The sequence below is a fragment of the Alteriqipengyuania triglochinis genome (assembly GCF_054655655.1).
In genome coordinates this window covers 657,753-683,363 of sequence record NZ_BAAHNC010000002.1, presented here as the reverse complement: position 1 = coordinate 683,363, position 25,611 = coordinate 657,753, and the positions used below count along the sequence as shown (strand labels likewise).

Sequence of the window (25,611 nt, the reverse complement as noted above, 5' to 3'; positions counted from 1 at the left end):
ATTCACGTTGAAAATCGCGGCGCGAGCCCCTATAGGTTACTTCGATCCCGAAATTTAAGTGCATGGAGTGCCTTCGCTTATGGCGCGCGTTACCGTTGAAGATTGCGTCGACAAGATTCCCAACCGCTTCGATCTCGTGCTGCTGGCCGCAGAGCGCGCGCGCGAAATCTCGGGCGGGGCGGAAATCACGCTCGACCGCGACCGTGACAAGAACCCGGTCGTCGCGCTGCGCGAAATTGCCGAGCAGACCGTGAAGCCCAAGGAACTGCAGGAAAGCATGGTCACCAACCTGCAGAAGATCCTGCCGGACGACGACGACGAGGTCGATGAAATCGGCTCGCTCAGCCAGTCGGCCGAGGCGCTGCGCGTGACCGCCGCGACCCCGACCCGCTCGACCTCGGTGGGTGGCGACTACGAAGGCTGATCTTCAGCGATCCGGTTTCCAGCGAAAGCGGGGCGGACCTCTCGGGAGGTTCCGCCCCGCTTTCGTTTGGGCACGCTGCACGACGCGGCTTGTTCGAGGGCCGCTTTTGCGGGGGGAAAACCGCGCTATGTAATGAAGGCGCAACACCCGCGCGTCTTCACCGCGCGCTCAAGGGAGGACAGCGAATATGGCGGTGGTCGCGATCTACAGCGTCAAGGGCGGGGTCGGGAAGACGACCTTCGCGGCGAACCTGGCGTGGTGCGCGGCAAGCCAGTCGAGCCGGCGCACGCTGCTGTGGGATCTCGACGCGGCGGGCGGCGCGGGCTTCCTGCTGGGGGTCGATCCCAGGAAGAAGAAACGCGTCACCAGCGTCATCAGCAGGGACATGGATCCCGCGAAGCTGATCCGCCGGACCGCCTATCCGCGCCTCGACCTGCTGCCGGCCGATGAATCGATCCGCGCGCTCGACATCCAGCTGGCCGAAATCGGCAAGAAGAACCGCATTGCAAAGCTGACCGCCGATCTCGTCAAGGATTATGATCGGCTGGTGCTCGACTGCCCGCCGGTGCTCAACGAATTGTCCAGCCAGATCGTGCGCGCCGCCGATCTGGTCATCGTGCCCATCCCGCCCTCGCCCCTGTCCGCCCGCGCGCTCGACACCGTGCGCGAGGAGGTGAGCGCGGAGGGCAAGAAGGCGCCGCCGATCATGCCGGTGTTCTCGATGCTGGATCGCCGCCGCACGCTGCACCGCGAGGCGGCGCAGGCCGAGAGCGGCTGGCCCGCGATCCCCGCCGCCAGCGTGATCGAGCAGTGCGCCACCCGGCTCGCGCCGGTCGGCGCTTTCGCGCCGCGCACCGACGCGGCCCGTGCGTTCAAGAAACTCTGGACCGACGTCGAGCGCAGGCTGGCGAAGGGCTAGTCCGCGCTTCCGCGTCCGGTCTTTTCCTGCAGGGCATCGATCCGCAGCGAGGCTTCGGCCTTGCTCAGCTCGGGATCGAAAGCCTCCGGATCGCCCGCCTCTTCGGCCAGGGTCTTGAGATAGCTCGCCTGGGCGCCGGTCATCGCTTCGTCGCCGGTGGTCCAGTTTTCCGGCTTCTTCTCCGCATTCGATACCGGGTTCGCCTTGGGGTGCTGGTTGATCGTATCCATGATGGTCTCCTTTCCTCCAGAACGAGCGATGTTCGCTTTACGTTCCCGTGGTCGAATGAGGAAAGAGGGGCTGTCCATGCGGGGCGGGCGCGCTATGCAAACGTCCATGCAACATGCCGCCCCTTCCGATCTCTCCGCCGTCATCCGGGCGCTCGCGATCCTCGTCGCGGGAATGGCGCTGCTGCTCGTGATCGATCTGGCGGGCAGGCCAGCGGGTACCATCGGGCAGGACCGGGCGGTGGAAGGCGCGCTCTCGTCGAGCAGCGCCACGCTGGCCGAGATCGTCGGTCCGCCGACCACGCCGGATGATCCCGAGGCGGGGGCGGCAGCCGAGGAACGGCGCGAGCGGGCGCAGTCGGCCGCCTTCTTCATCGAACAGGCGGCCCTGGCATGGCGGCGCGAAGACGCCGACGCGCCCGAACAGGTCGCGAGTGAACTGGGCGCGGCGGCGGTGCTGGCGATGCTCGGCAAGCTGTGGATGCTCGGCTGGCTGCTGGCGCCGCTGGGGGCACTGGCGGCGCGGCTCGCCTGCCCTGGGACGCAGGACCGGCATCCCCACTGGTCGGACATTTTCGCGGCGACCAGCCTCGGCGTGTCGGGCGGGCTGATCGGTCTGGCGCTGGGGATCTACGGACTGGGCGCCCCCGCCCCCTTCGTCCTCGCCCCGCTGGTGAGCGCCATCGTGGTCGCCAATGCGTGGCTGCTGGCCCTGCATGCCCGGCTCGATCGGACCTCGGCCCTGCTGCGGCTGGCCCCGCTGCTCATCATCGTGACCGTGCTGGTGGTGCTGGCGCGCGAGATTCTGTTGCGGCTGGCGGTCCTGCCCTGATCCCCGGGACGCACTGAAGCCTCGACCCGGTCGCCTGAGCGGATTAGAAACAGCTGCGGAGGGTCCATTTTATGAGCGATATTTCCGATGCCTTCGGCACCGCGATGGAGGGCGGGCTGTATGGACGCGCAGTCGAGCGCGAAACCGGCGAGCGTACGACCGCGCCGACCGACGCGAGCGGTCATTTCGCGGAGCAGGCTTGCCTGAACTGCGGCACCGCGCTGATGGGCCCCCACTGCCATACCTGCGGGCAACACGCGCACCTCCACCGCACGCTCTTCGCCGTCGGCCACGATCTGGTCCACGGCGTGCTGCATCTCGACGGCAAGCTGTGGCGCACGCTCCCGCTGCTGACGCTGCAGCCCGGCAAGCTGACCCGCCGCTATATCGACGGCGAGCGGGCCGACTTCGTCTCGCCGATGGCGATGTTCCTGTTCAGCGTCTTCCTGATGTTCGCGATCTTCCAGGCGATCGGCTTCACCACGCCCGCCGATTTCGGCGGCGCGAACATGGGCAAGATCGGCGACGACCTTGGCAAGGTTCGCGAAGAGCTGGTCGAGGACCGGAGCGAACGGCGCGGAGACCTCGCCCAGGCACAGGCAGGCGAGACCGACGCAGAGGCTATCGCGGAGATAGAAGCGGATATCGCCGAGCTCGACCGGGAAATCGCCGGCATCGACCGCGGCCGCAACTTGATCCTCGGCGACGGGAAGGACGCGGCGCGCGGCGGTTACACGGTCACCGGCGATACGGATGTCGCGCTGTTCAAGAAGCTCAACGAAAAGTGGCGCAAGCACCCGGAGCTGATGCTCTACAAGCTGCAGGCCAGCAGCTACAAATTCTCGTGGCTGCTGATCCCGATCTCGCTACCCTTCGTATGGCTGCTGTTTGCGTGGAAGCGGCGTTTCAAGGCCTACGATCACGCGGTCTTCGTCACCTATTCGCTGGCGTTCATGTCGCTGCTGTTCATCGCACTCTCGCTGCTCGGCAAGGTCGGCGTGCCGTTCGGCTGGCTGGCATTCGTCGGTACGTTCGGGCCGCTCGTCCACATCTACCGGCAGCTGCGCGGAACCTACGAAGTCTCGCGCTTCAGCGCGGCGTGGCGCACGATCGTCCTGTCGTGGATGATCCTCTTCATCACCTCGATCTTCATCTACATCCTGGTGGTGCTGGGCGCGTTCTAGCCGCCCGCCCGATCAGTCCGTCCCGTCGAGTTCGTCGTCTACAGGCGGCTCCGACGCCTCGTCGTCCGCCATGTCGTCGCGCACGTTGGCAGCACCCTCGCTCACCTTGTCGGCGGCGACGATCGCGGCGTCCTCGACCTTTTCCTGCACGACTTCGGCATTGGCGGCGGTATCGGCAGCGGCGCCTTCGGCAAAGGTCTCGGCATCCTGCTGCGTCTGTTCGGAGCAGCCCATGAGCGCGAGAGAAGTGGTGCCAAGGGCAAGCAGAACCGCAGTGATCGAACGCTTCATCGAGGGTACTCCCGGACTGATGGAGCAATCCTAACCATTCTGGCGCGACCACGGTTCCCGGTCGCGCCTCTTCGATCGTCCGCCGCCACCCTGCCGGACCGGCGTCCGGTTCAGGGCCCGCATGGGCTGGCGCCGCTGCAGCCTTGCCCCTAGATGGCCGGACGCCAGCGGCTCCAGCGCCGCACAATCCCCGCCGGAGACCTCTTTCCCATGCGCTTCCTCCATCGCCTCGACGGTCTGCGCGAAGAGGCGCAGTGGGTCGAGACGAGCGCGACGGAGCTGGCACGGGCCAGCTTCCTCGACGGGCGGGAGACCTTCTGGTCGGCCGCGGCGGTTTCCCCATTCGATCTGCGCACGCGCCCGGAGGGCGGGCCGGTGCGCATCATCTTCCATGTCGGCTTCTGCGGTTCGACCCTGCTTACGCGGATGCTCGAACGCGAGGCCGGGCTGCTCGCCCTGCGCGAACCGCAGGCGCTGACCGACCTTGCCAGCCAGCAGGCGCAGCTGGTGGCGGCGCACGGGCAGGAGAGGCTCGTGGACCTGCTCGCCTTCGCGCTCGCCCATCTCGCGGCAGGGGACGATGGGCGGGCCGTGGTCATCAAGCCTTCGAACTGGGTGAATGCCCTTATCCCGCTTGTCGCGGAGCATAAGCTCGCCCGGCATGCCGTGTGCATGACGATGGACCGGTGGGCCTACCTGCGCGCGGTCTTCCGTGGCGGGCGGGAGCGGATCGCCTTCGCCCTGCGTCACGTGCAGCTGCTCGCTGCGAGCGATCCGGTGCTGGCCGAACATCTGCGGGCGGCCATCTCGCGGGACCGCGATCCGCTCGATCAGGCCGCGCGGGCCACCGTGCTGCTGCATCGCGCGCAGGAAGACCTGTTCGCTACGCTCGCCCCGCAAGAAAGCTGGCTCGATTTCGAAACGTTGACCCGGCGGCCGGACGCGGCTCTCGCGCTCGCACGGGAAACGCTGGGGCTCGCGCCGGATGGTCGGGAAGGCGCCGAGCTGCCCGGAGAGGACGCCAAGGACCCGTCGCGCGCCTTCTCCGCAGACACGCGGCAGGATCAGGATGCCCTGGTTGATCGGCATCACGCGGCGCGCTTCGAAGCCGCGCTCGGCTGGCTGGAATCGGTGCGCTAGCTGCGCAACCAGCCGGTGATCGAGTAGCGCCGCACCGGCGTCGCCTTGCTGACGAGGCTGACGCTATGGGGCTGGCCGACGGCAAAGATGTTCAGCCGGTTGAGACCGGGCACCAGGAAGCGTCCCTCGTCCGTTCCGTCCGGATGGAACAGCAGCAAGCCGCCCCATTCCTCGCGCCAGGCTGGCGTCAGGCCGAGGACATAGGCGGCAAAGCGGCTCTTCCCTTCCACCGCGTCGTCGTGCCCGGTCAGGAAGTCGCCCGGTGAGAAAGCGGTGGCCTGCGCATCCGCGAAACGGACCGCAGGCTCTCCGATCACCTCGCGCAGAAAGGCCCGTGGTTCGCCATCCGACAGCCAGCTGGCAAAGGCGGCGAGCGGGTCGTCGCTCTTGCGCCGCGCCTTCGCATCGTCGGGTACGCGTATCGTCTCGTAACGATACTGGAAGCCGTATCGCGCGCCCGCGTAAACCGCATCGTCGAGATCGGATCGCTGCTGTCCGGTGAGGCCGCGGCGCGTCTCCCGATCTAGCTCGACCAGCTTGTCGCCACTGTTAAGCACCTGCTTCCAGTCCTGCCGCGCCTTCAGAAGCTCGTGCAGCGCTTCGGCCTGGCCATCCGCAAGGAAACCGTCGATCACCACGCGCCCGCGCGCCGCGAATTCCTCGGCCAGCGCGGCGCTGTCGAGATCGGGGGACAGCGCGAACTTAATGGGACACGCTCCCGCCTCGCCCATGGAGCATGAAGGTCCGGGGCGCTGCGATGGGTTCGGATGCGCAGTAGCGACTGAAGATGCTGGAGTTGGCGATGTTCTGGTCTTCCCGATCCTGCAATCTGTCTAGTCCGCTGCAGGTAGGATCCACACGCCGTGCGGGTCAATCCGCGAAGCCGCTCAACCGCAGGGATATTTGCGGACCAGCGCGGCCAGCCATGCCTGGCGCAGGGTGGACCGGCGACGCTGCGCCTCGGGGACCGCGCCCAGTAGGTCCATTGCCTTCTGGGGATCGAGGCCCTTCTTGCGCTCGGCATCGCTCACGCAATAGAGCGGCGCCCCGCGGCGCGTTGCGGCTTCGTTGTCGGACCGCGCAGCCTCGCCTGCCGCCTTCAGTTGCGCCATGCGCGGCTTTGTCCGCTTGTCGAACATCGCCATCGCGCCCTTCTTCAGGAGGGCCTGCGCGTCGACGTAGAATTCCTGCGCATTGACGGCGGCGGGGCCGGCGCTGGCCGGCACCGCAAGCCCGGCCAGCGCGAGACTGGCGGCGATCAGGATCGAGAATTGCGTACGCATGAAAAAGCTCCGCCGAATGATGTCGGCGGAGCTTTTGCTGTTGGCGCGATGAACGACCCCGAAACGGCGCTCACGCCCCCTGGGGAGCCGCGCCGCCTTCGCCGCCGAAGCGCTTGCCCGCCTTGGGCACCGCCGAACCGCCGGTCGAACGCGGCTTGGACGGGCCCTTGGGCTCGTCGGGCCGGTCCAGCTTGCCGTCCTTGAGCAGCTGGTCGATCTCGTCGCCGGTCAGCGTCTCGAACTCGAGCATCGACTGCGCGAGCAGATGGAGCTGGTCTTCCTTGTCGGTCAGGATCTGGGTCGCGCGCTTGTGTGCGCCTTCGACCAGCGCGCGGATCTCGGCGTCGATCAGCTTGTTAGTCTCGCCCGACCCCATCGTACGCGCGGACTGCCCCATGCCGAGGTAGCCTTCCTGCTGCTCCTCGTACTGGAGCGGGCCCAGCTTGTCGGACATGCCCCACTTGGTGACCATGTTGCGTGCCAGCGAGGTGGCGTACTGGATGTCGGAGCTGGCACCGCTCGACACCTTGTCGTGCCCGAAGATGATCTCTTCCGCCACGCGACCGCCCATGGCGACGGCCAGGTCGGCATGCATCTTGTCGCGGTGGTACGAGTAATTGTCCCGCTCCGGCAGGCGCATCACCATGCCCAGCGCACGGCCGCGCGGGATGATCGTCGCCTTGTGGATCGGATCCGATGCCGGCTCGTTCAGCGACACGAGCGCGTGGCCCGCCTCGTGATAGGCGGTCATCTTCTTCTCGTCGTCGGTCATCACCATGGAGCGGCGTTCGCTACCCATCATGACCTTGTCCTTCGCGTCCTCGAACTCCTGCATCGCGACCAGCCGCTTGTTGCGGCGAGCGGCAAGCAGCGCAGCTTCGTTGACGAGATTGGCGAGGTCCGCACCCGAGAAGCCGGGCGTGCCGCGCGCGATGGTGCGCGGGTTCACGTCGGGTGCCAGCGGCACCTTCTTCATGTGCACGTCGAGGATCTTCTCGCGCCCTTCGATGTCGGGCACGGGCACCACGACCTGCCGGTCGAAACGACCCGGGCGCAGCAGCGCGGGGTCGAGCACGTCGGGGCGGTTGGTCGCCGCGATGATGATGATGCCTTCGTTGGCTTCGAAACCGTCCATCTCGACCAGCAGCTGGTTGAGCGTCTGCTCGCGCTCGTCGTTCGAATTGCCGAGGCCATGGCCGCGCGAACGGCCGACCGCGTCGATTTCGTCGATGAACAGGATGCACGGCGCATTCTTCTTCGCCTGTTCGAACATGTCGCGCACACGTGATGCACCCACACCTACGAACATCTCGACGAAGTCGGAGCCCGAAATGGTGAAGAACGGCACGCCCGCCTCGCCCGCGATCGCGCGTGCGAGCAGCGTCTTACCCGTACCGGGCGAGCCGACCAGCAGCGCGCCCTTGGGGATCGTACCGCCGAGCTTGGAGAAGCGCTGCGGGTCCTTGAGGAACTCGACGATCTCCTCGAGCTCTTCGCGCGCCTCGTCGATCCCCGCGACGTCCTTGAACGTCACCCGGCCCTGCTTTTCGGTCAGCATCTTGGCCTTGGACTTGCCGAAGCCCATCGCGCCACCCGCGCCACCGTTCTTCTGCACCTGCCGCAGCGCGAAGAACGCGATGCCGAGGATCAGGATGAAGGGCAGCGACTGGATCAGGATCACCCAGAAAATGCTCATCTGCTCGGTCGGCTTGCCCGAATAGGTCACGCCGTTCTCGTCCAGCAGCTTGGTCAGGCCGGTATCGTTCTTGACCGGCACGGTGTTGAAGCTCTCGTCGTTCTTGAGCGTGCCGGTGATGCGGTCGTCCGCGATCTGCACTTCCTTCACCGTGCCCGCGGCCACGCGGTCGCGGAAATCGGAATAGCTGATCTGCGTGCCGGTCGTACTGGTCGACCCGCCGAACATGGACACCGCCAGCAGCAGGGCGAGGAAAATCCCGCCCCAGATCATCAGGCTGCGAATCCAGGGATTGGGGCCACCGGATTCGGGGCCGCCCGGCCCCTGCCCGTCGGGCTTTTTCTGATCGCTCATGCTAGATACGAGTCCTTTCGCCCCTGAATGTAAGCGCAGGGCGATGAATGACAAGTTTCCGCGCGCCTTTGCAGACCCTGCGGGCGGCTTTCCATCCGCCCCCAAGGTGCTGCGCAGCGCGCCGACGCCAGCGGCCTACATGCTGCGGGCGATCACCATCTTCATGATCTCGTTCGATCCGCCGAAGATGCGCGTGATCCGGCTGTCGCGGAACATGCGGGCGATCGGGTAATCGTTGATATAGCCGCTGCCGCCATGCAGCTGCAGGCACTTGTCGACCACCTCGCCCTGCAGCTCGGTCACCCAGTATTTCGCCATGCAGGCGGTCGGCACGTCGAGCTTGCCTTCGAGGTGCTTGGCGATGCAGTCGTTGACGAAGATCTTGGCCGCGGTGCCGCGCGCCTTGAGGTCGGCCAGCGTGAACTGCGTGTTCTGGAAATCCCAGATCGTCTTGCCGAAGGCCTTGCGCTCCTTGGTGAAGCGGATCGTTTCTTCCAGCGCGCGTTCGATGGTCGACATCGCGCCCATCGCGATGATCAGGCGTTCCTGCGGCAGCTCGCCCATCAGCTGGTAGAAGCCCTTGCCCTCTTCCCCGCCGAGGACGTTTTCGGCGGGCACGAACACATCGTCGAAGAACAGCTCCGAGGTGTCCTGCGCATCGAGCCCGACCTTGTCGAGCTTCTTGCCCCGCTGGAAGCCTTCGGCCCCTTCGGTCTCCAGCAGCATCAGCGAGATGCCCTTCGCGCGCTCGTTCGGGTCGGTCTTGGCGACCACGATCACGAAGTCCGCGGTCTGGCCGTTGGAAATATAGGTCTTGGAGCCGTTGATGCGGTAGCCGTTGCCATCCTTCAGCGCGGTCGTGGTGATGGACTGAAGGTCCGATCCTACGCCCGGCTCGGTCATCGCGATCGCGCTGACCAGTTCCCCGCTGACCAGCTTGGGCAGGTATTTCTTCTTCTGTTCTTCGGTGCCGTGGCGCACGAGATAGGGCAGGATCACGGTGTTGTGCAGGCTGGCCGCAAAGCCTTCGACGCCATGTTCGGCCTGCTGGTCGATCACGACCATCTCGTGCCGGAAATCGCCGCCGTGGCCGCCATATTCCTCGGGCACCGACGCGCCAAGCAGGCCGGCCTCGCCCGCCTCGCGCCAGAATTCGCGCTCCACCTGCCCTTCCTCGCGCCACTTGAGCACGCGTTTTTCGGGCGCGTGCTTTTCATAGAACTTGCCGACCGCATCGGCGAAGATGGCGATTTCCTCGTCATCCATGAAATCGGGCTGCGGTACGTCGATTGCGGGCATGTCGGATCCTCTCCAGGCTTTTGTTTTGCAGGCGAGCCTATCAAATCGGTTGCGAACTGCAATGGAGTTGGAGCGGCGGGCCTGGCGTTACGAAATCGCACCCGTCTCGCGCAGCGCCGCGATCTCGGCTTCGGCGAGGCCCAGATCCGCCAGCACCTGCCCGGTATCGTCGCCCGGCAAGGGCGCGGGAGATGGCGTTGCGGTTGCGGTCCCGGAATAGCGCGGCGCGGGCGCAGGCTGCGGGCTGTCCGCAACATTGACGAAGGTCCCGCGCGCGACATTGTGAGGGTGCTCGGTCGCCTCGCTCATGGTCAGCACGGGGGCGTAGCAGACATCGCTGTGTTCCAGCAGCTTGTCCCACTCGGCACGGGTCTTGCGCTTGAAGATCGCGACCAGTTTCGCGCTCAGCGCGGGCCACTGCGCGGGGTTCATCTGCGGATCGAAATCGGGATCTTCCGCCAGCCCCAGCCGCGCGCGCAGTTCGGCGTAGAATTGCGGTTCGATACTGCCGAGCGAGATGAACTTGCCGTCCGCCGTCTCGTAGACGTCGTAGAAATGCGCCCCGGTGTCGAGCAGGTTGGTGCCCGCCTCGTCGCGCCACAGGCCCTGGTTCGCCATGCCGCGGATCATGCTCATCATGATCGCCGTGCCGTCGGTCATCGCGGCATCAATGACCTGCCCTTGCCCGCCGCGCGCCACGTTGAGCAGCGCCGAGACCATCCCGAAGGCGAGCATCATGCCCCCGCCCCCGAAATCGCCGACCATGTTGATCGGCGGCGTCGGCTTTGCGCCCGCCCGCCCGAAATGCGCGAGCGCCCCGGCCAGCGCGATGTAATTGATGTCGTGCCCCGCGAAGGCCGCATAGGGCCCGGTCTGACCCCAGCCGGTCATCCGCCCGTAGACCAGCTTCGGATTGTCGGCGAGGAGCACGTCCGGCCCCAGCCCCAGCCGCTCCATCACGCCCGGACGAAAGCCCTCGATCAGGCCGTCGGCACTGCCGCACAGCTTGCGCGCCAGAGCGATGCCCTGTTCGCTCTTCAGGTCGAGCGCGATCGACTTTCGCCCGCGCGCGAGGATATCCTTGTTGGAGATCGGCTGCGAACCGCCGCGTCCCCCGCGCGCACGGTCGATGCGGATCACCTCGGCGCCGTGGTCGGCCAGCATCATCCCGCAGAACGGGCCCGGCCCGATCCCGGCGAATTCGACGATGCGCAGCCCCGCGAGAGGGCCGGCCACTACTTGCCCTTCCAGTTCGGCGCGCGCTTTTCGGCGAAGGCCGCCGCGCCTTCGCGCGCGTCCTCGCTCATGAATACCTGCGGCATCAGCTTGCCCTGCTCGTCCCACCGGGATTCGAGGCTCCAGCCGCGCGATTCCTCGATCACCTGCTTGGAGACCTTCACCGCAAGCGGGCCGTTGGCCGCGATCGCCTTCGCCAGCTCCATCGCGCCATCCATCACGCTGCCATCGGTCACCCGGTTGACCAGGCCCAGCTCGTAGGCGCGGGGCGCGTCGATGAAATCGCCGGTCAGCGCCAGCTCCATCGCGATCTTGTGCGGGATCTGGTCGGGCAGTTTCATCAGGCCCCCAGCCGCCGCGATGAGGCCGCGCTTGACCTCGGGGATGCCGAATTTGGCATCGCTGTGGGCGACCACCATGTCGCACGAGATCATCAGTTCGAGCCCGCCCGCCAGCGCATAACCCTCGACCGCGGCGATGATCGGCTTGGCCGGGCTCTTCTGGGTCAGGCCGCCGAAGCCGCGCCCTTCGACGATCGGGCTTTCCCCGCGCAGGAAGCCCTTGAGGTCCATGCCCGAACAGAACGTGCCGCCCGCGCCGGTCAGCACAGCCACGCGCAGGTCGTCTTCCGCATCGAGCCGGTCGAGCGCGGCGGCGATCGCCTCGGCCGCGGCTTTGTTCATCGCGTTCTTGGCGTCGGGCCGGTTGATGGTGATGACGAGGACGCCGTCCTTCACCTCGGTAAGAAGGTCTTCGCTCATGATGTCGCTCTCCCAACAGTGGCTGTTTGCAACCTATGCTGGAGAACCGGGCCCTGACGGTCAAGCGCGGATGGCCACCCGGCCCGCGCGCGCTCAGCCGAACTCAGCGCTTCTGGTAGACCCGCACATGCTCGACCTCGAACCGGATCGGGAAGATCCAATCATCGACCGCGCCGCCCATGGCCCCGCCGACGGCGAGGTTGAGCAACATGTATTGCGGCTTGTCGAACGGCCACTGCGCGTTACCCGTGCCCGCATTGCGGTAGCGGTGGAAGGGCGTGCCATCGACCGCGATGGTGATGAGATCGGGCGTCCAGACCATCTGGTAGTCGTGGAAGGCAGCGCAGGCGTCCTCCACCTTGATGCTGCCGCCATCGCCGGACGTCCCGGCGGTGGATCGGTTGTGGATCGTGCCGAACACGTCCGCGGGCGTCTTGCCGACATGCTCCATGATGTCGATCTCGCCCCCGTCGGGCCAGCCCTGGGTCGTGCCCAGCATCCAGATCGCGGGCCATGAGCCCTCCCCGCAGGGCAGCTTCGCGCGGACTTCGAACATGCCGTAGGTCCATTCGGCCTTGCCCCTGGTGATGAGGCGTGCGGAGGAATATTCCTGCCCGCCCCAGTCCGCCTCGTCCCGCAGCGCTTCCTTGCGCGCGGTGATGATCAGCTTGCCGTCCTCGACCCGCGCATTCTCGGCGCGCCGATCCGCGTAATATTGCAGCTCTTCGTTGTACCAGCCGGTGCGGTTGGCGTGCGTGTCCCACACCCACTTGTCCGGATCGGGCAGCCCGTCCTTCTCGAACTCGTCGGCCCAGACCAGTTCGTAGCCGTCCCCTGCCTCGGCCAGCGCATCAGCCTGTGCCGCGACGGTGGAGGGAGCCGCGAAAGCAAGTGCCGCCACGACTGCGAAAGCGCCCCTCATCGCACGATCACTTTTCCGAACAGGCCTGCCAGTCGCCCCTTGCGTCGTTGCGCCACAGGTGGAGAAGATCTTTTTCAAGCTGATGTCCTTTCCCAAGACATGATGCGCGCACTCGCCGTCCGCATACCGTCTGAGTCAGCAAGTCCGGAGGCAAGGTCAACCCTGAAGGCACCCTTCCGCCGGCGGTGCAGCGGAGCCGCCGACTTGTGTATGATGCATTGCGTGTGAACTTCATCGCAATTGCGCTTCTTGAGCCAAAGCTCCATTCGCTCCACGAAGCCTGCGTCTGAATTCACAGGTCGACGACCCGCGAGAAACGCCCGGAGGCGATGAATGAAACTCGAAGTGAACGAACAGGCCGCATGGATTTTCAAGTCCGGCTGGAAGGGCCTGTGCCCGCGCTGCGGCAAGGGCAAGATGTTCAAGTCCTGGCTGAAGGTTGCCGATCGGTGCGATGTCTGCGGGCTGGACTACCGCTTCGCCTCGCCCGACGACGGGCCGGCCTTCTTCTCGCTGACCTTCGTCGCGTTCCCGCTGCTGTTCCTGCTGGTGTGGATCCAGGTCGCGTTCGATCCTCCGATTGTCGTCCTGCTGGCGCTGGCGATCCCGCTGATGACGATCGGCTGCCTGCTGCCCCTGCGCCCCATCAAGGGCTGGCTGGTGGCATCCCAGTACGTCAATCGGTCGGTCGAGGCGGGCACCGAAAAGCTCTGGGCCGAAATGCACGCCCGGGAGGACGAGGCGAACCGCGACAAGCGCGAGGACTGACCGGGGGGCGGTTCAGGCGCCGGCCCGATCAGTCCAGCAGCATCTCGCGCAGGAAGGCGATCTGCGCGCCGTCGGAAATGCGGCTGTTCTCGCTCTTGTCGAAGCCGTGCCCCTCGTCCGTGGCGAGGACGTAGGACACCTGCACGCCATTGGCCCGGATCGCGGCGATCATGTCTTCGGACTGCTGCTGCGGCACACGCGGGTCGTTGCCACCCTGGATGAACAGGACGGGCACCGTGATCCGCTGAGCGTTCTGCATCGGCGAGATTTTCTGGAAGAACGCTGCGATCTCGGGATCGCGCTCGTCGCCGTATTCGCGCCTGCGGTTGTCGACCCGATAGGGCTCGGTATTCTCCATGAACGACGCGAAATCGGACACGCCGAAGCGCGAGATTCCGCCCTTCAGCCGGTCCGAATATTCCACTAGCGAGGCCAGCGACACAAAGCCGCCGTACGATCCGCCCGCGATCACCACGCGCGAGGCGTCGAGATCGGGCTGCGCCTCGATCCAGTCGAGCAGGGCACCGATATCGCGGATCGCATCGGGCCGACGGGTTGTCTCGTCCAGCCGCTCGAACGCCTTGCCGTAACCCTCGGAGCCGCGGATGTTCGGCCGCAACACCGCGATCCCCATCTCGGTCACGATGTAGTGATAGAAGCGGCTGAAGCTGGGGCGCGACTGCGACGCCGGGCCGCCATGCGCAAAGATCACCACCGGCGCGGGATTGTCGGCCGAGGCGGTCGAGGGGCGATAGGCGAGCAGCGGAATGCGCCGCCGGGCATCGCCGTCCATGTCGAACGTTTCGTAAGTCGTCAGCTCGGGCACCAGCGAGGTCATCGCCTGGTTCGGCACGAAGCCTCCCGTCCACGGTTCGAAGCTGTCGGCGCGATAGTCGTAAAGGCCCGAACGCCACGGCACTTCGGGCTGCGACACCCGCATGGCCAGCATCTCCCCGTCGGGGGAGAAGCGCATCCCAGAAACCACGCCGGGCGAACGCTCGGACGGGCCGGCGATCAGCGCGAGCCGGTTCATGTCGATCACCAGGATCATCGACAGGCCATCGCGATTATAGGACACCGCCATGCGGCTGCGGTCGGGCGAGACGGCGATGGCGTCGATATCGTAGCCGACATCGCTCAGCACCGGAATCAGCTCGCCCGTTTCGCGATCGAGCCGCATCAACTCGATGAAATTGGAATAGGCGCTGCTGGTGAAGAATATGTACCGGCCGTCCGCGGAATAGGCGGAATCGTTGACATCGGTGCCGAGAAGAACGGTCTCTTCACCTGTTTCGAGGTCGATTTCGGACAGTTTGAAGCCGTCGTCCGACGGGCCCTCGGCAAGCAGGTGCCGGCCATCGGGACTGAAGTCTTCGGGATAGAAGGGCGCCGTGCCGCGCGCGAGAATCCGCGGTGCCTCTTGCGCGCAGCCTTGCTGGACGATCAGCTGCCACACGCCGGTGCCGGCCTCGGCGCTGGCATAGGCGATCCGGTCGCGTTCGTCCGATATGATGACCGAGACGTTCCGCGAGCGGCCGGGCGAGACCTTGTCCGCATCGAAGGAGCGGCCGTCGGTCAGGTAGACCGCGCTGTATTCGTCGCCATCGCGATCGGATGTGAACACATATCCGTCGCGCCCGCAGACCGACATGGGCTGCGCGTTCGACAGGCTGAGCTGCGGCAGGTCGAGCAGCTTGACGTAGTCCGCCTTGACGCTCGACCGGCGATAAAGGTCGCCGCGGTAGGAAAACAGCAGCGCGCTGCCGTCATGCGTCCAGCCGCGCACGGAATAGCTGTTGCGCGTCCGCATGTGGCCGGAAACCGCCCGCCCGTCGTACAGCACCGACTGGGGCACGTTTTCGAGAAACAGGTGATCGCCGAACTGGCGCCGTTCCTGTGCCGTGGCAGGCACGCTGGCGATCAGCAGGGTGGCGATCAGAAGGCTGGCGAGCGACAGGGAAAGTAGCAACCGCATGGCGGGGGAGCCTCCAGGCAGGTTTTACATATTTTTCAGCGGGATGATCGAATGGAGAGCCGGGCGACAGGTGCCCGGCTCTCCGGCAGGTCGATCGTCAGAAGGCGAAACGCGCCCCCAGGTAGAATTCGCGTCCGTCGAGATCGTTCAGCGACGTCGTGATGTTGCGGCTGCCCCCGTTATCGAGGCCGCTGGGCAGGAACGGCCCCAGATCGTCGAAGATGTTGTTCACACCCGCATAGAGGCGAACGGTCGGACGACGGCGAAGCGTGTAGCCGAGATAGAGGCTGTGATAGGCCTGCGATCCGACGCTGTAATAGCCGGGATCGCTGGGGGCGACGTCCTTGTCGTCCACACCGCCGCTCTTGAACAGCGTGGTCCACGCGACCCGGAACCCTTCGTAACCCCAGCCGATCTTCGCGCGGAATTCGTCCTGCGGATTGCCGATGATCCCGAGCGTGTCCTCTTCCTGCAGCCCGTCGATCGCCTGGAAGCTGTAGGAATCCTCCAGGTAGTGGGTGTAGATCACGTTGAGATCGAAATCGCCGGGTACGCCGGGAAACTCGACGTCGTAGCTCAGCGTCGTGTCGATTCCCGAGGTCTTGTACCGGTCGAGGTTCTCGGCCTGGTTGATCACCTGCCGGACCGACCCGTTGGCCGGGTTGCGGGTAATCGTGTCGCAGAAGCGGTTATTGGGGAAGTTCTCGGCCGTGTAGCACAGTTCGGTCGCCAGCTGGGTCGACACCGATCCGATCGCGTCCTTCACGTTGATCTCGTAGTAATCCACGATCAGCGCCAGGCCGGGGATGAACCGCGGGGTGAGGATGACGCCGGCCGTGAAGGTGTCGGCGGTTTCTTCCTGCAGGTTCGTGTTGCCGGCGTTGGGGCCGAACACGCTGCCGCCCGTGGTGAATGCCTGCCCGGCATTGTCGGGATCGGCGAAGTAGGCCTGGATGCCCGGTTCTGCGAGACAATTGATGGCAATCGTCGATGCAGACGCGTCGCTTCCCGGAGGCGGGGTGATCCCCGTGCCGTCCGGCAGCAGTCCGCTGCACGGATCGGTGAGCGAATCGTAGTCGCCGCGCGGCGGAGAGAAGAACTCGGTCAGGGTCGGCGCCCGCTGCGAGCGCGAATATTGCGCGCGGAAGCGAATGTCGGGGCTTGGGAAGAAGCTGCCGCCGATATTGTAGCTGTAGACCGTGCCGACGGTCGAATAGTCGGCAATGCGGCCCGCCAGCTGGAGCGACACCGATTCGATGACCGGAATGTCGAGTTCGGCAAAGGCTTCGACGACGTCGAACCGCGCCTCGATATCCGGCACGCCGGTGGAGGTCGTCTGGAGGATCTTGTCGCCGCCCTGGCCCCAGGTGCGCTGGTACTCGCGACGGTATTCGAGACCCGCTGCCGCCTTGAGCGGACCGGCCGGAAGCTCGACCAGCGTGCCGTTGGCACTGGCGAGGCCGGTCACCTGCTCGCGCTCCTGCCGCAGGTCGGCATTGTAGCGGATGTAGTTGGCCATGGCGTCGGTGATCGAACCTTCGCCGAAGATGTTGATCGGAACGCAGCCCTCGGCGCGCGCAGTCTCGCTGGCACAGACGACCGCGCCATCGATCGTCGTCACCTCGAGCGCATTCGCCAGGTGCTGAAGGTCGATCTCGTTCGTGTCGCGCTGGTGCTGGTTATAGGTGCCGTAGGTGCCGCCGACGTTCCACTGCCAGTCGCCCCAGGCATTGCCCGAAAGGCCGAAATTGGTGCGCAGGGTTTTGCGGTCGTTGTCCTTCTCGTCCCAGCCCAGCTCGTTGAAGCGGCGGTACCAGCTGATGGTGCCCGAGCGGGTCTCTTCCACGGCATCGGGAATGAACGGATGGTCCGCAGCGATCTGCGGCAGCTCTGCTTCGATGACGACACCGTTGGCATCGTACTGCGCATTCCCGTCGGCATCGAGCACGGCATAGGTATCGCCGTAGATCGCCGATTCAGAGGAGCTGCGGGCGCGCGTATTGATGAAGGTGTACATCGCCCCTGCGTCGAAGGTGATGTCCGGCGTCAGCTCGTAACGGGCCTTGAGTGCGCCCGACCACATTTCGTATTCCGGCGAGAGCGTTTGCCCGGGACGGTAGTTGTAACCGTCCACATTGCTTTCGAAAGATTCGGTAGGGGTGCGGCCATCGTCGGGCAGCAGCGACTTATCGTTGTACCACACGCCGCCGATGTTCCACGCATCGTCGGACTCGAAGCGCCCGCCGGGCAGGTAGGAGCTGAGGCTGGGGGTCAGGCAATAGGCGCCCGAATCGTCGCAGCCCGGCAGCAGCGATTCATCGTTGAAGCCGCCAATGTCGCTCGGCACGCCCCACGATACGGCGCGGATCGAATCCGGGCGGGTCGCATCGGCGTAGATCGCGTCTTCATGCTCGTAGCTGAAGCCGACCATGATGTTGCCGCGACCCTCGTCGAAATTGCGGCCCCAGGCGAGATCGGCGAGGATTTCCTGCTCGCCCGACCGCTCCGGCTTGGCATAGCGCAGGTTCGCGTCGAACCCGTCGAAATCGTCCTTCAGCAGGATGTTCACCACGCCCGCGATCGCGTCCGAACCGTAAATCGCGGAGGCACCGCCCGTCGTCACCTCGACCGATTGGACGAAGCCGGCGGGGATGGTGTTCAGGCTGACGCGTTCGCCATTGCCCGCGTTGGAGATCGCGCGGCGGCCATCGATCAGCGTCAGCGTGCGGTTGCTGCCGAGGCGGCGCAGGTTGATCGTGCTGATGCCCGAGTTCTGGACGCTGGTATTGGTCGTCTCGGGCGAGAGATCGGAATCGACGCCCGGAATTTCGGCGACGACCTCGGCCAGGTCGACCGACCCGGTTTCCTCGATCGTCTGGCGCCCCAGGATCTGGACGGGAATGGCCGCCGTGGCGTTGGAGCGGCGGATGCGCGAACCGGTCACGGTGATTTCGGTGCCTGCGTCCACGACGTCCTGATCGGGCGTGGTCACCAGCGTTTCCGGATCGTCTTGCGCAGCAGTATCCTGGGCAAAGGCCACGCCGGGCGCCAGCGCGATCGCCAGTGCACCCGTGCACGACGTAACGAGCAAAATGTTTTTCATTCGATCCCCCTCATTTCCGATCGATTTTGCGGAGACGGATGAAACTTTCGAACGCCTGAAGCGCTTCAGTTTGTAACTCCGTTGCAATCACTAAGGGCGACCCGGCTTGCGAGGGGCAAATTCGAAATTCACGATGGGCGATGACAAAAACGCAACGCCTTGATAAACACTCCTCTTATGCACCTGAGGTGGTTGGAAGACTTGGTATGTGTTGCCCAAGAGGGACACTTTGCGCGGGCAGCCGACCGTCGGCACATCACCCAGTCGGCGCTTAGCCGGCGGATCAAGTCTCTCGAACTGTGGGCGGGGGCGGAACTGCTGGACCGCTCGCAGCATCCCATTCGTCTGACCACGGCAGGTGCCGAATTCCTCGGCTCCGCGCGCGAGATCATCGCCCAGGCCCACGAGGCCCGGTCGGCGGCCGAGGCGCTTTCGCGCGAATCGCACGACGAGGTCACGATTGCATCGCTGCACACGCTGGCGCTGTATTTCGTGCCGTCCTTTGTCTGGAAGCTGAACCGGAAGATCGGCACCTTCGAGGTGTCGGTCGTTGCCGAGACCCGGACGGTCGAGGAGTACCTGTCCTCGCTCAGCGAACAGCGGACCGACTTTTTCGTCAGCTACGGGCTGCCTTCGGGCTCCGAAGAGATCGATTCGAGCATTTTCGAGCACAAGGTCATCGGCCGCGACCGGCTGCTGCCCTATGCCCATTCGAGCATCGAGGATCCGCAGCTGGACAACCCCGATGGCCCTCCCATCCCCTATGTCGGCTATTCGGGCACCGCGATGATGTCGTACTTCGTCAAGGAGCTGCTGGCCGGCGCGCCGTTCCGCCCGCGCCTGCGAACGCGGTACCGCGCCTCGCTCGCCGAAAGCGTCCATACCGCCGTCTCGTTCGGCCTCGGCATTGCCTGGCTGCCCGAATCCACCGTCACCGCGCATGGCGGCGATCCGGACCTGCGCGAGATACCCGGCCCGTGGCAGACCGAATTCGAGATCAAGCTCTTCAAGTCGCGCACCAACACGCGTCCGGTGGTCGAGCGCATCTGGGACGCCGCCGACGCCTGACCGGCGCGATCGATCAGCCACCCCTGCCGAAATTGAAGAACAGCGAGTTCGAAAGCGCCACCGTCTGTCCCGCGGCGCTCTTCTGATAGGGGACCGAGGGATGGTCCTGAACCGGGCCGAGCACCCCGACGCGGTAATAGGAGCGCGGGCCCGGCTCGGGCGTGTCGGCGAAGGTCAGCGACCGGGTGCCGACGAGTTCCGGCGTCTTGAACGCATGGCGGTTCTTGACGATCTCGACCGAATAGGCGGCGTCGGCGGTGTCGCCCCCGGGAAGGCGGACGGTGAAGGCCACGGTCTCGGCTGTTGCGGGCCGGTTGTCCCCCATCGCCATGTCGGTAGCCCCATCCCCCATTCGTATCCGCCGTCAATTCGACGCGCGGAGCGTAAGGATTGGCGCTGATCGAGACCCGCCCGCGATCGATCGCATCCAGGCGGGCGAACTGACGCCGGCACGCAAGCGCGAACTCGACGACTGGCTGCGGATGGACGTGCGGCACGTTGCCGCGCTGGACCTCGCGCTCGAAGCGTGGGACCGCGCGCCCGAATATGCGGGAGCCAGCCAGCGGGCCCGGCCCCGGCTGGCGAATCTCCTCGGGCGCGTTTTTGCGCCGCGCACGCTCGGCGGGTTGGGCGCGGCCGCCGCGCTTGCGGCTGCGATTGCCGCCGTGGTCGTGGTTATGCCGCCCGATCGCCCGGCCTACGCGGAACATGCCGCCGCCGGCGAGACCGAACAGATCGCCATGAAAGGCCGCTCGCAGATTGCCCTCGCGCCGAACTCGCGCATCCTGGTCCTGTCGCAGGAGGATGCCCGTTCGGCGCGTCTTGTTAAGGGTACGGCGGCGTTCGACGTGCGCAAGAACGGCACCCGCTTTTCGGTCGAGGCGGGCGAGGTGACCGTGGTGGTAACGGGCACCCGGTTCGAGGTCGCCCATGACCGTACGCAAACCCGCGTGAAACTGAACGAAGGATCGATCCGCCTGACGGGCAGGAACTTCACGCTCGATAGCCCGGACATGGCGAGCATCGCGATCTCCGGAGCCTTCGGCCTGGACGATGCGGTCGCGACGCTGCGAAGCGAGCTGGATCGCAAGGGCCTGGCGCTAAAGGACGCCGGAGACCGCTACGTGATCGCCTGGAACGAGGCACAGTCCGCAACGGAGCCAGCGCCGGCGCCCTCCGATCGCTGACGCCGCGGCGATGAATGAAACCGCAGGCGAGGAGGGCCACAACGTCCGCGGGAACAGCAGCCTAAGCCGCGATGGTCCGGCGCCTCAGGCAATCGGGCGAATTATATCGTCGCGAGAAAATGGTGCAGAAGAGGAATCACAGGCTGCTCGCATACCCTTGTAATGGCCTGCTTTTGCCGTCATCGCTCATTGGGCGAACCCCAAATTGGACCCCTCGGGCGTAGTTCAAGCGGTGTGGCGGCGGCCATCCGAGCCTGCAGCATTCAGAATATGCCTGTTTTCTCGAGCTGCGCGATCCTGTCGGCACGCCCGGCCTTCCAGACCTCGTCATCCCAAAGCTGGAGACGATCGTCTCGCACGACCAGGCGTAGGAAATCTCTGCCGGAGGGATCGAGCTGGGTCCTTAGAACTGCGGGAAGCGTCAACCTCCCACCCTTTTCACCACTCACCCGCATAAATCTGTCCATCGCTGCCAGCGCGAAAGCTGCCCGCCTGTCCGAAGGCAAAGCATCGTATTTCTCCCTTATCGCAGCACGGACGGCGTTCCCTTGCCGTTTCCACTCCACGATTTCCACCGATCCGTCGCCATTCAGAATCGAAAGAAAGGTGCTGGCCGAGGAGGCCCACGAGAGTCGCTCTCGCACCGGTGACGGTAGGGAGATGCGACCGCGGTCTCGGATACCGACCGTCTGAGTCCAGACGGTTGGATCGAGATCGGGAATCAGTTGCCATGCTGAAGACTGATCGCCCCCCATACGGGATGGATTGGGTGAACAATACAGGACTGTCAACAGTCGAGACACACCATCATACAGGCCTTATACACAGCATCTCTGCCATGAATTCGCTTCACACAGAGTCCGACGTGCGTTACCTTGTGGGACGCTTTGGGCTACGACTGGGAAGGCTTTATATGGCATCGCATGCATCGAAACTCGGCCAGAGTGAGGGATTCTTGTGCTGGTCACGCATGCAGGCCGAGGCCGGCCAGGGGCTAGAAGCCATAATCGCGCGGAAGGAGCTTGAGCGAAAAGCTGGCGAAGGGGTCTTCCTTTGGGGAGTGGGCAACGCGCCATCGGTTGCAATCAGCGCCCTCGCCCGCCTGCGCGAGCCCGTGCCGGTCGTCTTTTCGATCATGAAGACTCGACCCAAGAAGGTCGATGTAGCGCCGTCACGTGTCGTCGCTTGGCGAGGCTATATCGACGCTGAGGGAGTAGAGCGCGATCTGCCTGCAAATTCTATCGTCACTAGTCGAGGCGACAGCGCCAAGGGGGCGAAGCGCGCCCACTACGCGCTAATGTGCCGATCGGGCGAGGAACTTTCCCTTGCCAGCGGCGAAGCATTCGACGTCAATGCATATCGAAACGCTTCGGGGAAGGGAGCGCCGGTAGGGGCATCGCAAGTTACGGCCCTCCTGCGCCAAGTGACCGAACCATCCGAAAAGACCGATTACGAAGCTAATCTGAAGGCTGACCTCGATGGAAGCTACTGGGTCCGACTGATCGATCCGGTCGACGTGCCAAGTCGCCTGTTGAAGCGCTTGGCCGAGGCCGAACACCTCGATATCAAGGAATGGCTTCGTCTCGCGCAAGAGATCCGAGGAAGCGGATTTAGAGAGAGCAAAGGAAGCCTTCTGTAAGGCTGATGCTTGCGAAGCAGGGGTCGAAGGAGCAGCGACGGCGTAGATGACTGGATAGAGGGCATGGCGGGCAGGGAACATCGCCTCAGACGGGAACTACGCAATGCCGGCTTCAGCCGCGAGGCGGTCGACGCGGCTTGGCCGTCCTGGTGGGACGAGAGCCTCCTCGATGAGCCTTCGGGAGAAGCGGAGCTTCGCTTTGCGCTGTCGCGCAGGCTCGGGCTGTCCGCCAAGTCACTGCTGGGCGAGCGGGTCGAATTCGTCTGGAACGATGAGGCCTTTTTCAAGCACCTTTCCACCAAGGACGAGACACAGAAAGCGGCGATCACATCCTTCGGTATGACCTTGGGGCGTTTGCTCGTTCAAAGCGCGCCCGAAGGACCCGGCCTGGAAGGATTGACTGCTGAAATTCTGCGCGAGGCCATCCTTAGAACGCAACCTTTGGTCGCGATCGGGGAAATACTCAGCACATGCTGGGGGCTTGGGGTCCCGGTGGTCCAGCTGAAGGTCTTTCCGCTTGATGCGAAATCGATGCATGCAATGATCATACATCACGCTGGCCGGCATGCTGTGCTGCTTGCCCGTTCATCTAGATATCCGTCCCAGGCAGCCTTCACTCTCGCCCACGAAGTCGGACACGCTGCGCTTGGACACCTGGGCGATGCACCTGCTATCGTGGACATGGAAGATCCTGCATCGCAGAGCGGCATGGACGAACAGGAGGAACAGGCCGATCGTTTCGCATTGGAACTGCTGACCGGCAGTCCTGAACCCGATATTCGTATCGATGCGAAGCGGTTTTCCGGGTCGGAGTTGGCAAAAGCAGTTCAAGAAGTGGGGCCGCGGCACCGGATCGATCCCGGCACACTCGCACTATGCGTCGGCTACCAAAGACAGGCTTGGCCGGCCGCGATGCAGGCCCTGAGCATCCTCGAGCCAGATCCCGTCGATGTCGGCTCGAACATCAACCAGATCGCTGCCCTCCAGCTGGTTTGGGATGAGATGGGTAGCGATAGCAGGGATTGGGTCCAAAGGGTCCTGGGCCTGTGACCACACCGCTTGTGCTCGTCGACAACGACATCGTCTTCAAGCTGTGCGCCTACGGTCGGCAGGGCTACCTTGTCGAGGAAAGCGATTGGGCACCTGCCCATATCCTTCCGGTGTCCAAGTTTGTGTTGCGCGATCTGGCGAAGAAGAGTCGACGTATCCACGATCGGGCAGCCGTTGTAGCTGCCGTCGAGGTCGCGGTCGAAGGCTGCGCGATCGTCCAGCCGAGCGAGGAGGCATTAGCATTTGCTGCGGAGCTTGAAGAGGCGGCCAGCGACGCGGCGCTCGAGCTAGATCCTGGTGAAAGCCAACTCCTCGCAATCCTCCTCCTCGAAGATGCGCGATGGCTGCTCACCGGTGACAAACGAGCGGTCGCAGCAATCGAATACCTCTGTAGGGACGAAGCCAAGGGACGGATCGCGGCCCTCGAACACGTGCTCGCTGCACTTCTTGCCCTCGCCGACGCCAACGAGCTGCGCTGCGCTGTCTGCAACGAACCTAGCGTTGATGCTGCAGCCACCGCCTGCTTCGCATGCCATTCACCTGCGGTCGATGCAGCCGATGTCATGGCGGGGCTCGAAAGCTATCTTCGTGCGCTGCGCAAGATCGCTCCTTCGATCTTATGCGAGACTATCTCGCCCGAAGGTTTCTAGCGAAAACCGGTAGAGGCAATGTCTCGCTTTCCGCGCGGCAGGGCTCGAGGGATTGGTCAGTCGCGAAAGCCCCGAAGAAACACGGCATAAGGCGGCACGAGGTCCGCAACTAGATTGATGGGCCGAATGGTGCGTTCTTCTTCCTCGTTCACGTTTTCGGGCTGATCGAGAACTTCAAGGCAGGCCTTGTCGACGCGGCCTTGGACATAGCGACTGCCGAGCCTGCCCCTGGTGGGGCCGACTGCCACTCGGGTCGCGTTCAATGGCAATTGATCGTCGGTCATGCGCAAACTTCCGATCTTCAGCGCAAAACGCGAGCCGCGCACTTGGATATCCGCCGGGATCTGATGCCAATTGAGATTGTCGGGGGAATATTCCTTGGCGCAAAGCGGCTCGGCGAAATGATTGGAATTCATTTCCTCCATCACGAGATGGATTGGCTGGCCTCTCGCAGCGAAACCTTCGGCAAAGGGCTGCACCATGGTCGACGGGTGGCAAGTGTTCCCGCCATACCCCCACAACCCGTATCCGACTTGGGCGATTTCCTCGCTTTTGCGCGCAATTATGTCCTCTAGGCTCTCCTGCGCGTGGGTGCCGACCTTCATGAACAAAAGGCCTGCTCCGGGATGAATGATCTCGTTCACTTTGCCTCGCTTTCCTGCTCGAAGAGTTCAAGCCGATATTCTTCCTCCGGCGCCTTCCCGTAATCGGGGCGTTTGAGTTCCCTCACGTAGCGCACCCGAGGTTCCTTAGAGCCGCCATAAAAGTTGCGCAGACTTTCAGGGTCGGTGAGCGCTTCGCTCGCCACCTTGACGGCATCATTGCCCGGGATCGACGAAAGGAACAGATTGCATGACTTGAGGTCAGGGGCGTCGTCCAAGTGATAGCCATGAAGCTTGCGTGCCATGCGCGACACATAGAAGCCACGTTCCGAGGCGTATTTTTGGACATTGGCGAGAACCTGCTTGGGCCAGTTCAACTCGTCGTCGTCGGCGATAACGACACAGCCCTCACCCTCATAGTGAACTGCCTCAATGCCTCGCTGAACGAAGGCATTGACGCTCGCACCTGCATTTGAAGCGCCCCACGGGGGATTGGTATAAAAGCAATCGAATTTCTGCGTGTCTGGAAACGGCTCAAGAACGTTATAGAGCTCAGCGTCCAGATAATCGAGACGTTCCTTGTCGGCGAAGCGTTTCACCGAGTTGACCGTCCGCTCGTCGAAGTCGAAGAGCATAATCTTCGTCGGGCCGAAGTCGAGCACCTCGCGCTGCTTCAGGTAGGCGAGGGCGACAGAAACCGCATCTCCGTCGCCAATAAAGGCAAGACGCTTGCCATCGGCCCATGCAGCGATCGCCTCGCTTTGCATGACCATGTCACCGGTCTTCATGTGAATCTGGTCAAACTCGCGAAGCGGACGGGTTCGGTTGGCGACGACGTCGGAAACTGCATTCACCGCCACTCGCATGTCCACTCGTATTCTCTCGTTCGAAGCCATGAACGCTCCTCCACTCACTTTATAATTCCAAGAACCCCACTGGCTTTACGAACTCGTCAAATGCGAAAGCTCCTATATTTGACTAGCTAGACCTTGGCGCGTGAC

General features: G+C 64.3%; 25 protein-coding genes. 11 read left to right on the top strand and 14 right to left on the bottom strand.

The annotated features are described in order from the left end of the window. Positions 1 to 79: 79 nt before the first annotated feature. Together rpoZ and ACYQ0L_RS09090 are read left to right on the top strand one after the other, a co-directional pair. Positions 80 to 424, top strand: a complete 345-nt coding sequence (gene rpoZ, locus ACYQ0L_RS09095; RefSeq protein ID WP_459788774.1) for a DNA-directed RNA polymerase subunit omega — start codon at positions 80 to 82, stop codon at positions 422 to 424. Between the two features lie 187 nt (positions 425 to 611). Further along, complete coding sequence (locus tag ACYQ0L_RS09090) at positions 612 to 1,343, top strand: ParA family protein (RefSeq protein WP_459788773.1); 732 nt, start codon at positions 612 to 614, stop codon at positions 1,341 to 1,343. Here the strand turns inward: ACYQ0L_RS09090 and ACYQ0L_RS09085 are convergent. Next, on the bottom strand, positions 1,340 to 1,573 hold the full coding sequence (locus tag ACYQ0L_RS09085) for a DUF3072 domain-containing protein (protein WP_459788772.1): 234 nt from the start codon (positions 1,571 to 1,573) through the stop codon (positions 1,340 to 1,342). The two genes, ACYQ0L_RS09090 and ACYQ0L_RS09085, sit on opposite strands and share 4 nt — an antisense overlap. 106 nt (positions 1,574 to 1,679) lie before the next feature. Between ACYQ0L_RS09085 and ACYQ0L_RS09080 the strand changes: the two genes are divergently transcribed. Then, positions 1,680 to 2,402 carry a hypothetical protein gene (locus ACYQ0L_RS09080; RefSeq protein ID WP_459788771.1) on the top strand — a complete coding sequence of 241 codons (723 nt, stop codon included), beginning with the start codon at positions 1,680 to 1,682 and terminating at the stop codon, positions 2,400 to 2,402. A gap of 71 nt (positions 2,403 to 2,473) precedes the next feature. Further along, entirely contained in the window at positions 2,474 to 3,586 is a 1,113-nt protein-coding gene (locus tag ACYQ0L_RS09075) for a DUF3667 domain-containing protein (protein ID WP_459788770.1), read from the top strand. A gap of 12 nt (positions 3,587 to 3,598) precedes the next feature. On the opposite strand, the gene ACYQ0L_RS09070 is transcribed toward ACYQ0L_RS09075, so the two are convergent. Next, positions 3,599 to 3,877, bottom strand: a complete 279-nt coding sequence (locus ACYQ0L_RS09070; RefSeq protein ID WP_459788769.1) for a hypothetical protein — start codon at positions 3,875 to 3,877, stop codon at positions 3,599 to 3,601. Between the two features lie 210 nt (positions 3,878 to 4,087). Here ACYQ0L_RS09070 and ACYQ0L_RS09065 point away from each other — a divergent pair, with 210 nt between their 5' ends. Further along, entirely contained in the window at positions 4,088 to 5,017 is a 930-nt protein-coding gene (locus tag ACYQ0L_RS09065; protein ID WP_459788768.1) for a hypothetical protein, read from the top strand. Here the strand turns inward: ACYQ0L_RS09065 and ACYQ0L_RS09060 are convergent. The 7 genes from ACYQ0L_RS09060 to ACYQ0L_RS09030 form a co-directional block, all read right to left on the bottom strand. Next, complete coding sequence (locus tag ACYQ0L_RS09060; RefSeq protein WP_459788767.1) at positions 5,014 to 5,748, bottom strand: 2OG-Fe(II) oxygenase; 735 nt, start codon at positions 5,746 to 5,748, stop codon at positions 5,014 to 5,016. The two genes, ACYQ0L_RS09065 and ACYQ0L_RS09060, sit on opposite strands and share 4 nt — an antisense overlap. A 156-nt stretch (positions 5,749 to 5,904) precedes the next feature. After that, the gene (locus ACYQ0L_RS09055; protein ID WP_459788766.1) at positions 5,905 to 6,300 is read right to left on the bottom strand and encodes a hypothetical protein; all 396 of its coding nucleotides are present in this window, start codon (positions 6,298 to 6,300) and stop codon (positions 5,905 to 5,907) included. A 70-nt stretch (positions 6,301 to 6,370) separates the two neighbouring features. Then, a complete protein-coding gene (gene ftsH / locus ACYQ0L_RS09050; RefSeq protein WP_459788765.1) occupies positions 6,371 to 8,350 on the bottom strand; it encodes an ATP-dependent zinc metalloprotease FtsH in 1,980 nt (659 codons plus the stop codon). Positions 8,351 to 8,485: 135 nt separating this feature from the next. Then, positions 8,486 to 9,649 (bottom strand): acyl-CoA dehydrogenase family protein, encoded by a 1,164-nt coding sequence (locus tag ACYQ0L_RS09045; RefSeq protein ID WP_459788764.1) that lies wholly within the window; start codon positions 9,647 to 9,649, stop codon positions 8,486 to 8,488. A gap of 87 nt (positions 9,650 to 9,736) precedes the next feature. After that, complete coding sequence (locus ACYQ0L_RS09040) at positions 9,737 to 10,885, bottom strand: CaiB/BaiF CoA transferase family protein (RefSeq protein ID WP_459788763.1); 1,149 nt, start codon at positions 10,883 to 10,885, stop codon at positions 9,737 to 9,739. Continuing rightward, positions 10,885 to 11,646, bottom strand: a complete 762-nt coding sequence (locus tag ACYQ0L_RS09035) for a crotonase/enoyl-CoA hydratase family protein (protein ID WP_459788762.1) — start codon at positions 11,644 to 11,646, stop codon at positions 10,885 to 10,887. Before ACYQ0L_RS09035 ends, ACYQ0L_RS09040 begins: the two co-directional genes overlap by 1 nt. A 103-nt stretch (positions 11,647 to 11,749) precedes the next feature. Next, positions 11,750 to 12,568, bottom strand: a complete 819-nt coding sequence (locus ACYQ0L_RS09030) for a glycoside hydrolase family 16 protein (RefSeq protein WP_459788761.1) — start codon at positions 12,566 to 12,568, stop codon at positions 11,750 to 11,752. Positions 12,569 to 12,901: 333 nt separating this feature from the next. On the opposite strand from ACYQ0L_RS09030, the gene ACYQ0L_RS09025 reads away from it, so the two are divergent. Beyond that, complete coding sequence (locus ACYQ0L_RS09025; RefSeq protein ID WP_459788759.1) at positions 12,902 to 13,336, top strand: DUF983 domain-containing protein; 435 nt, start codon at positions 12,902 to 12,904, stop codon at positions 13,334 to 13,336. Between the two features lie 28 nt (positions 13,337 to 13,364). Here the strand turns inward: ACYQ0L_RS09025 and ACYQ0L_RS09020 are convergent, their stop codons facing one another. Next, a complete protein-coding gene (locus ACYQ0L_RS09020) occupies positions 13,365 to 15,311 on the bottom strand; it encodes a S9 family peptidase (protein ID WP_459788758.1) in 1,947 nt (648 codons plus the stop codon). Between the two features lie 97 nt (positions 15,312 to 15,408). Further along, positions 15,409 to 18,414 (bottom strand): TonB-dependent receptor plug domain-containing protein, encoded by a 3,006-nt coding sequence (locus ACYQ0L_RS09015; RefSeq protein ID WP_459788757.1) that lies wholly within the window; start codon positions 18,412 to 18,414, stop codon positions 15,409 to 15,411. A gap of 177 nt (positions 18,415 to 18,591) precedes the next feature. On the opposite strand from ACYQ0L_RS09015, the gene ACYQ0L_RS09010 reads away from it, so the two are divergent. Continuing rightward, entirely contained in the window at positions 18,592 to 19,482 is an 891-nt protein-coding gene (locus ACYQ0L_RS09010) for a LysR family transcriptional regulator (RefSeq protein ID WP_459788756.1), read from the top strand. A 13-nt stretch (positions 19,483 to 19,495) separates the two neighbouring features. Here ACYQ0L_RS09010 and ACYQ0L_RS09005 read toward each other — a convergent pair whose 3' ends face one another. Beyond that, on the bottom strand, positions 19,496 to 19,774 hold the full coding sequence (locus ACYQ0L_RS09005; protein ID WP_459788755.1) for a hypothetical protein: 279 nt from the start codon (positions 19,772 to 19,774) through the stop codon (positions 19,496 to 19,498). Between ACYQ0L_RS09005 and ACYQ0L_RS09000 the strand changes: the two genes are divergently transcribed. From ACYQ0L_RS09000 to ACYQ0L_RS08985, 4 genes are all read left to right on the top strand, one after another. Beyond that, positions 19,764 to 20,669 (top strand): FecR domain-containing protein, encoded by a 906-nt coding sequence (locus tag ACYQ0L_RS09000; RefSeq protein ID WP_459788754.1) that lies wholly within the window; start codon positions 19,764 to 19,766, stop codon positions 20,667 to 20,669. The genes ACYQ0L_RS09005 and ACYQ0L_RS09000 overlap by 11 nt on opposite strands. Before the next feature lie 913 nt (positions 20,670 to 21,582). Then, positions 21,583 to 22,308: a hypothetical protein gene (locus tag ACYQ0L_RS08995; RefSeq protein ID WP_459788753.1), complete on the top strand. Its 726-nt coding sequence runs from the start codon at positions 21,583 to 21,585 to the stop codon at positions 22,306 to 22,308. A gap of 63 nt (positions 22,309 to 22,371) precedes the next feature. Beyond that, on the top strand, positions 22,372 to 23,358 hold the full coding sequence (locus ACYQ0L_RS08990) for an ImmA/IrrE family metallo-endopeptidase (RefSeq protein WP_459788752.1): 987 nt from the start codon (positions 22,372 to 22,374) through the stop codon (positions 23,356 to 23,358). Further along, a complete protein-coding gene (locus ACYQ0L_RS08985) occupies positions 23,355 to 24,008 on the top strand; it encodes a hypothetical protein (RefSeq protein WP_459788751.1) in 654 nt (217 codons plus the stop codon). Before ACYQ0L_RS08990 ends, ACYQ0L_RS08985 begins: the two co-directional genes overlap by 4 nt. Positions 24,009 to 24,064: 56 nt before the next feature. Here the strand turns inward: ACYQ0L_RS08985 and ACYQ0L_RS08980 are convergent, their stop codons facing one another. Both ACYQ0L_RS08980 and ACYQ0L_RS08975 read right to left on the bottom strand, forming a co-directional pair. After that, positions 24,065 to 24,652, bottom strand: coding sequence for a hypothetical protein (locus ACYQ0L_RS08980; protein WP_459788750.1), 588 nt, complete (start codon positions 24,650 to 24,652; stop codon positions 24,065 to 24,067). Beyond that, positions 24,649 to 25,506 (bottom strand): bis-aminopropyl spermidine synthase family protein, encoded by an 858-nt coding sequence (locus ACYQ0L_RS08975; protein ID WP_459788749.1) that lies wholly within the window; start codon positions 25,504 to 25,506, stop codon positions 24,649 to 24,651. The genes ACYQ0L_RS08980 and ACYQ0L_RS08975 overlap by 4 nt, the downstream gene beginning before the upstream one ends. Between the last annotated feature and the right edge of the window lie 105 nt (positions 25,507 to 25,611).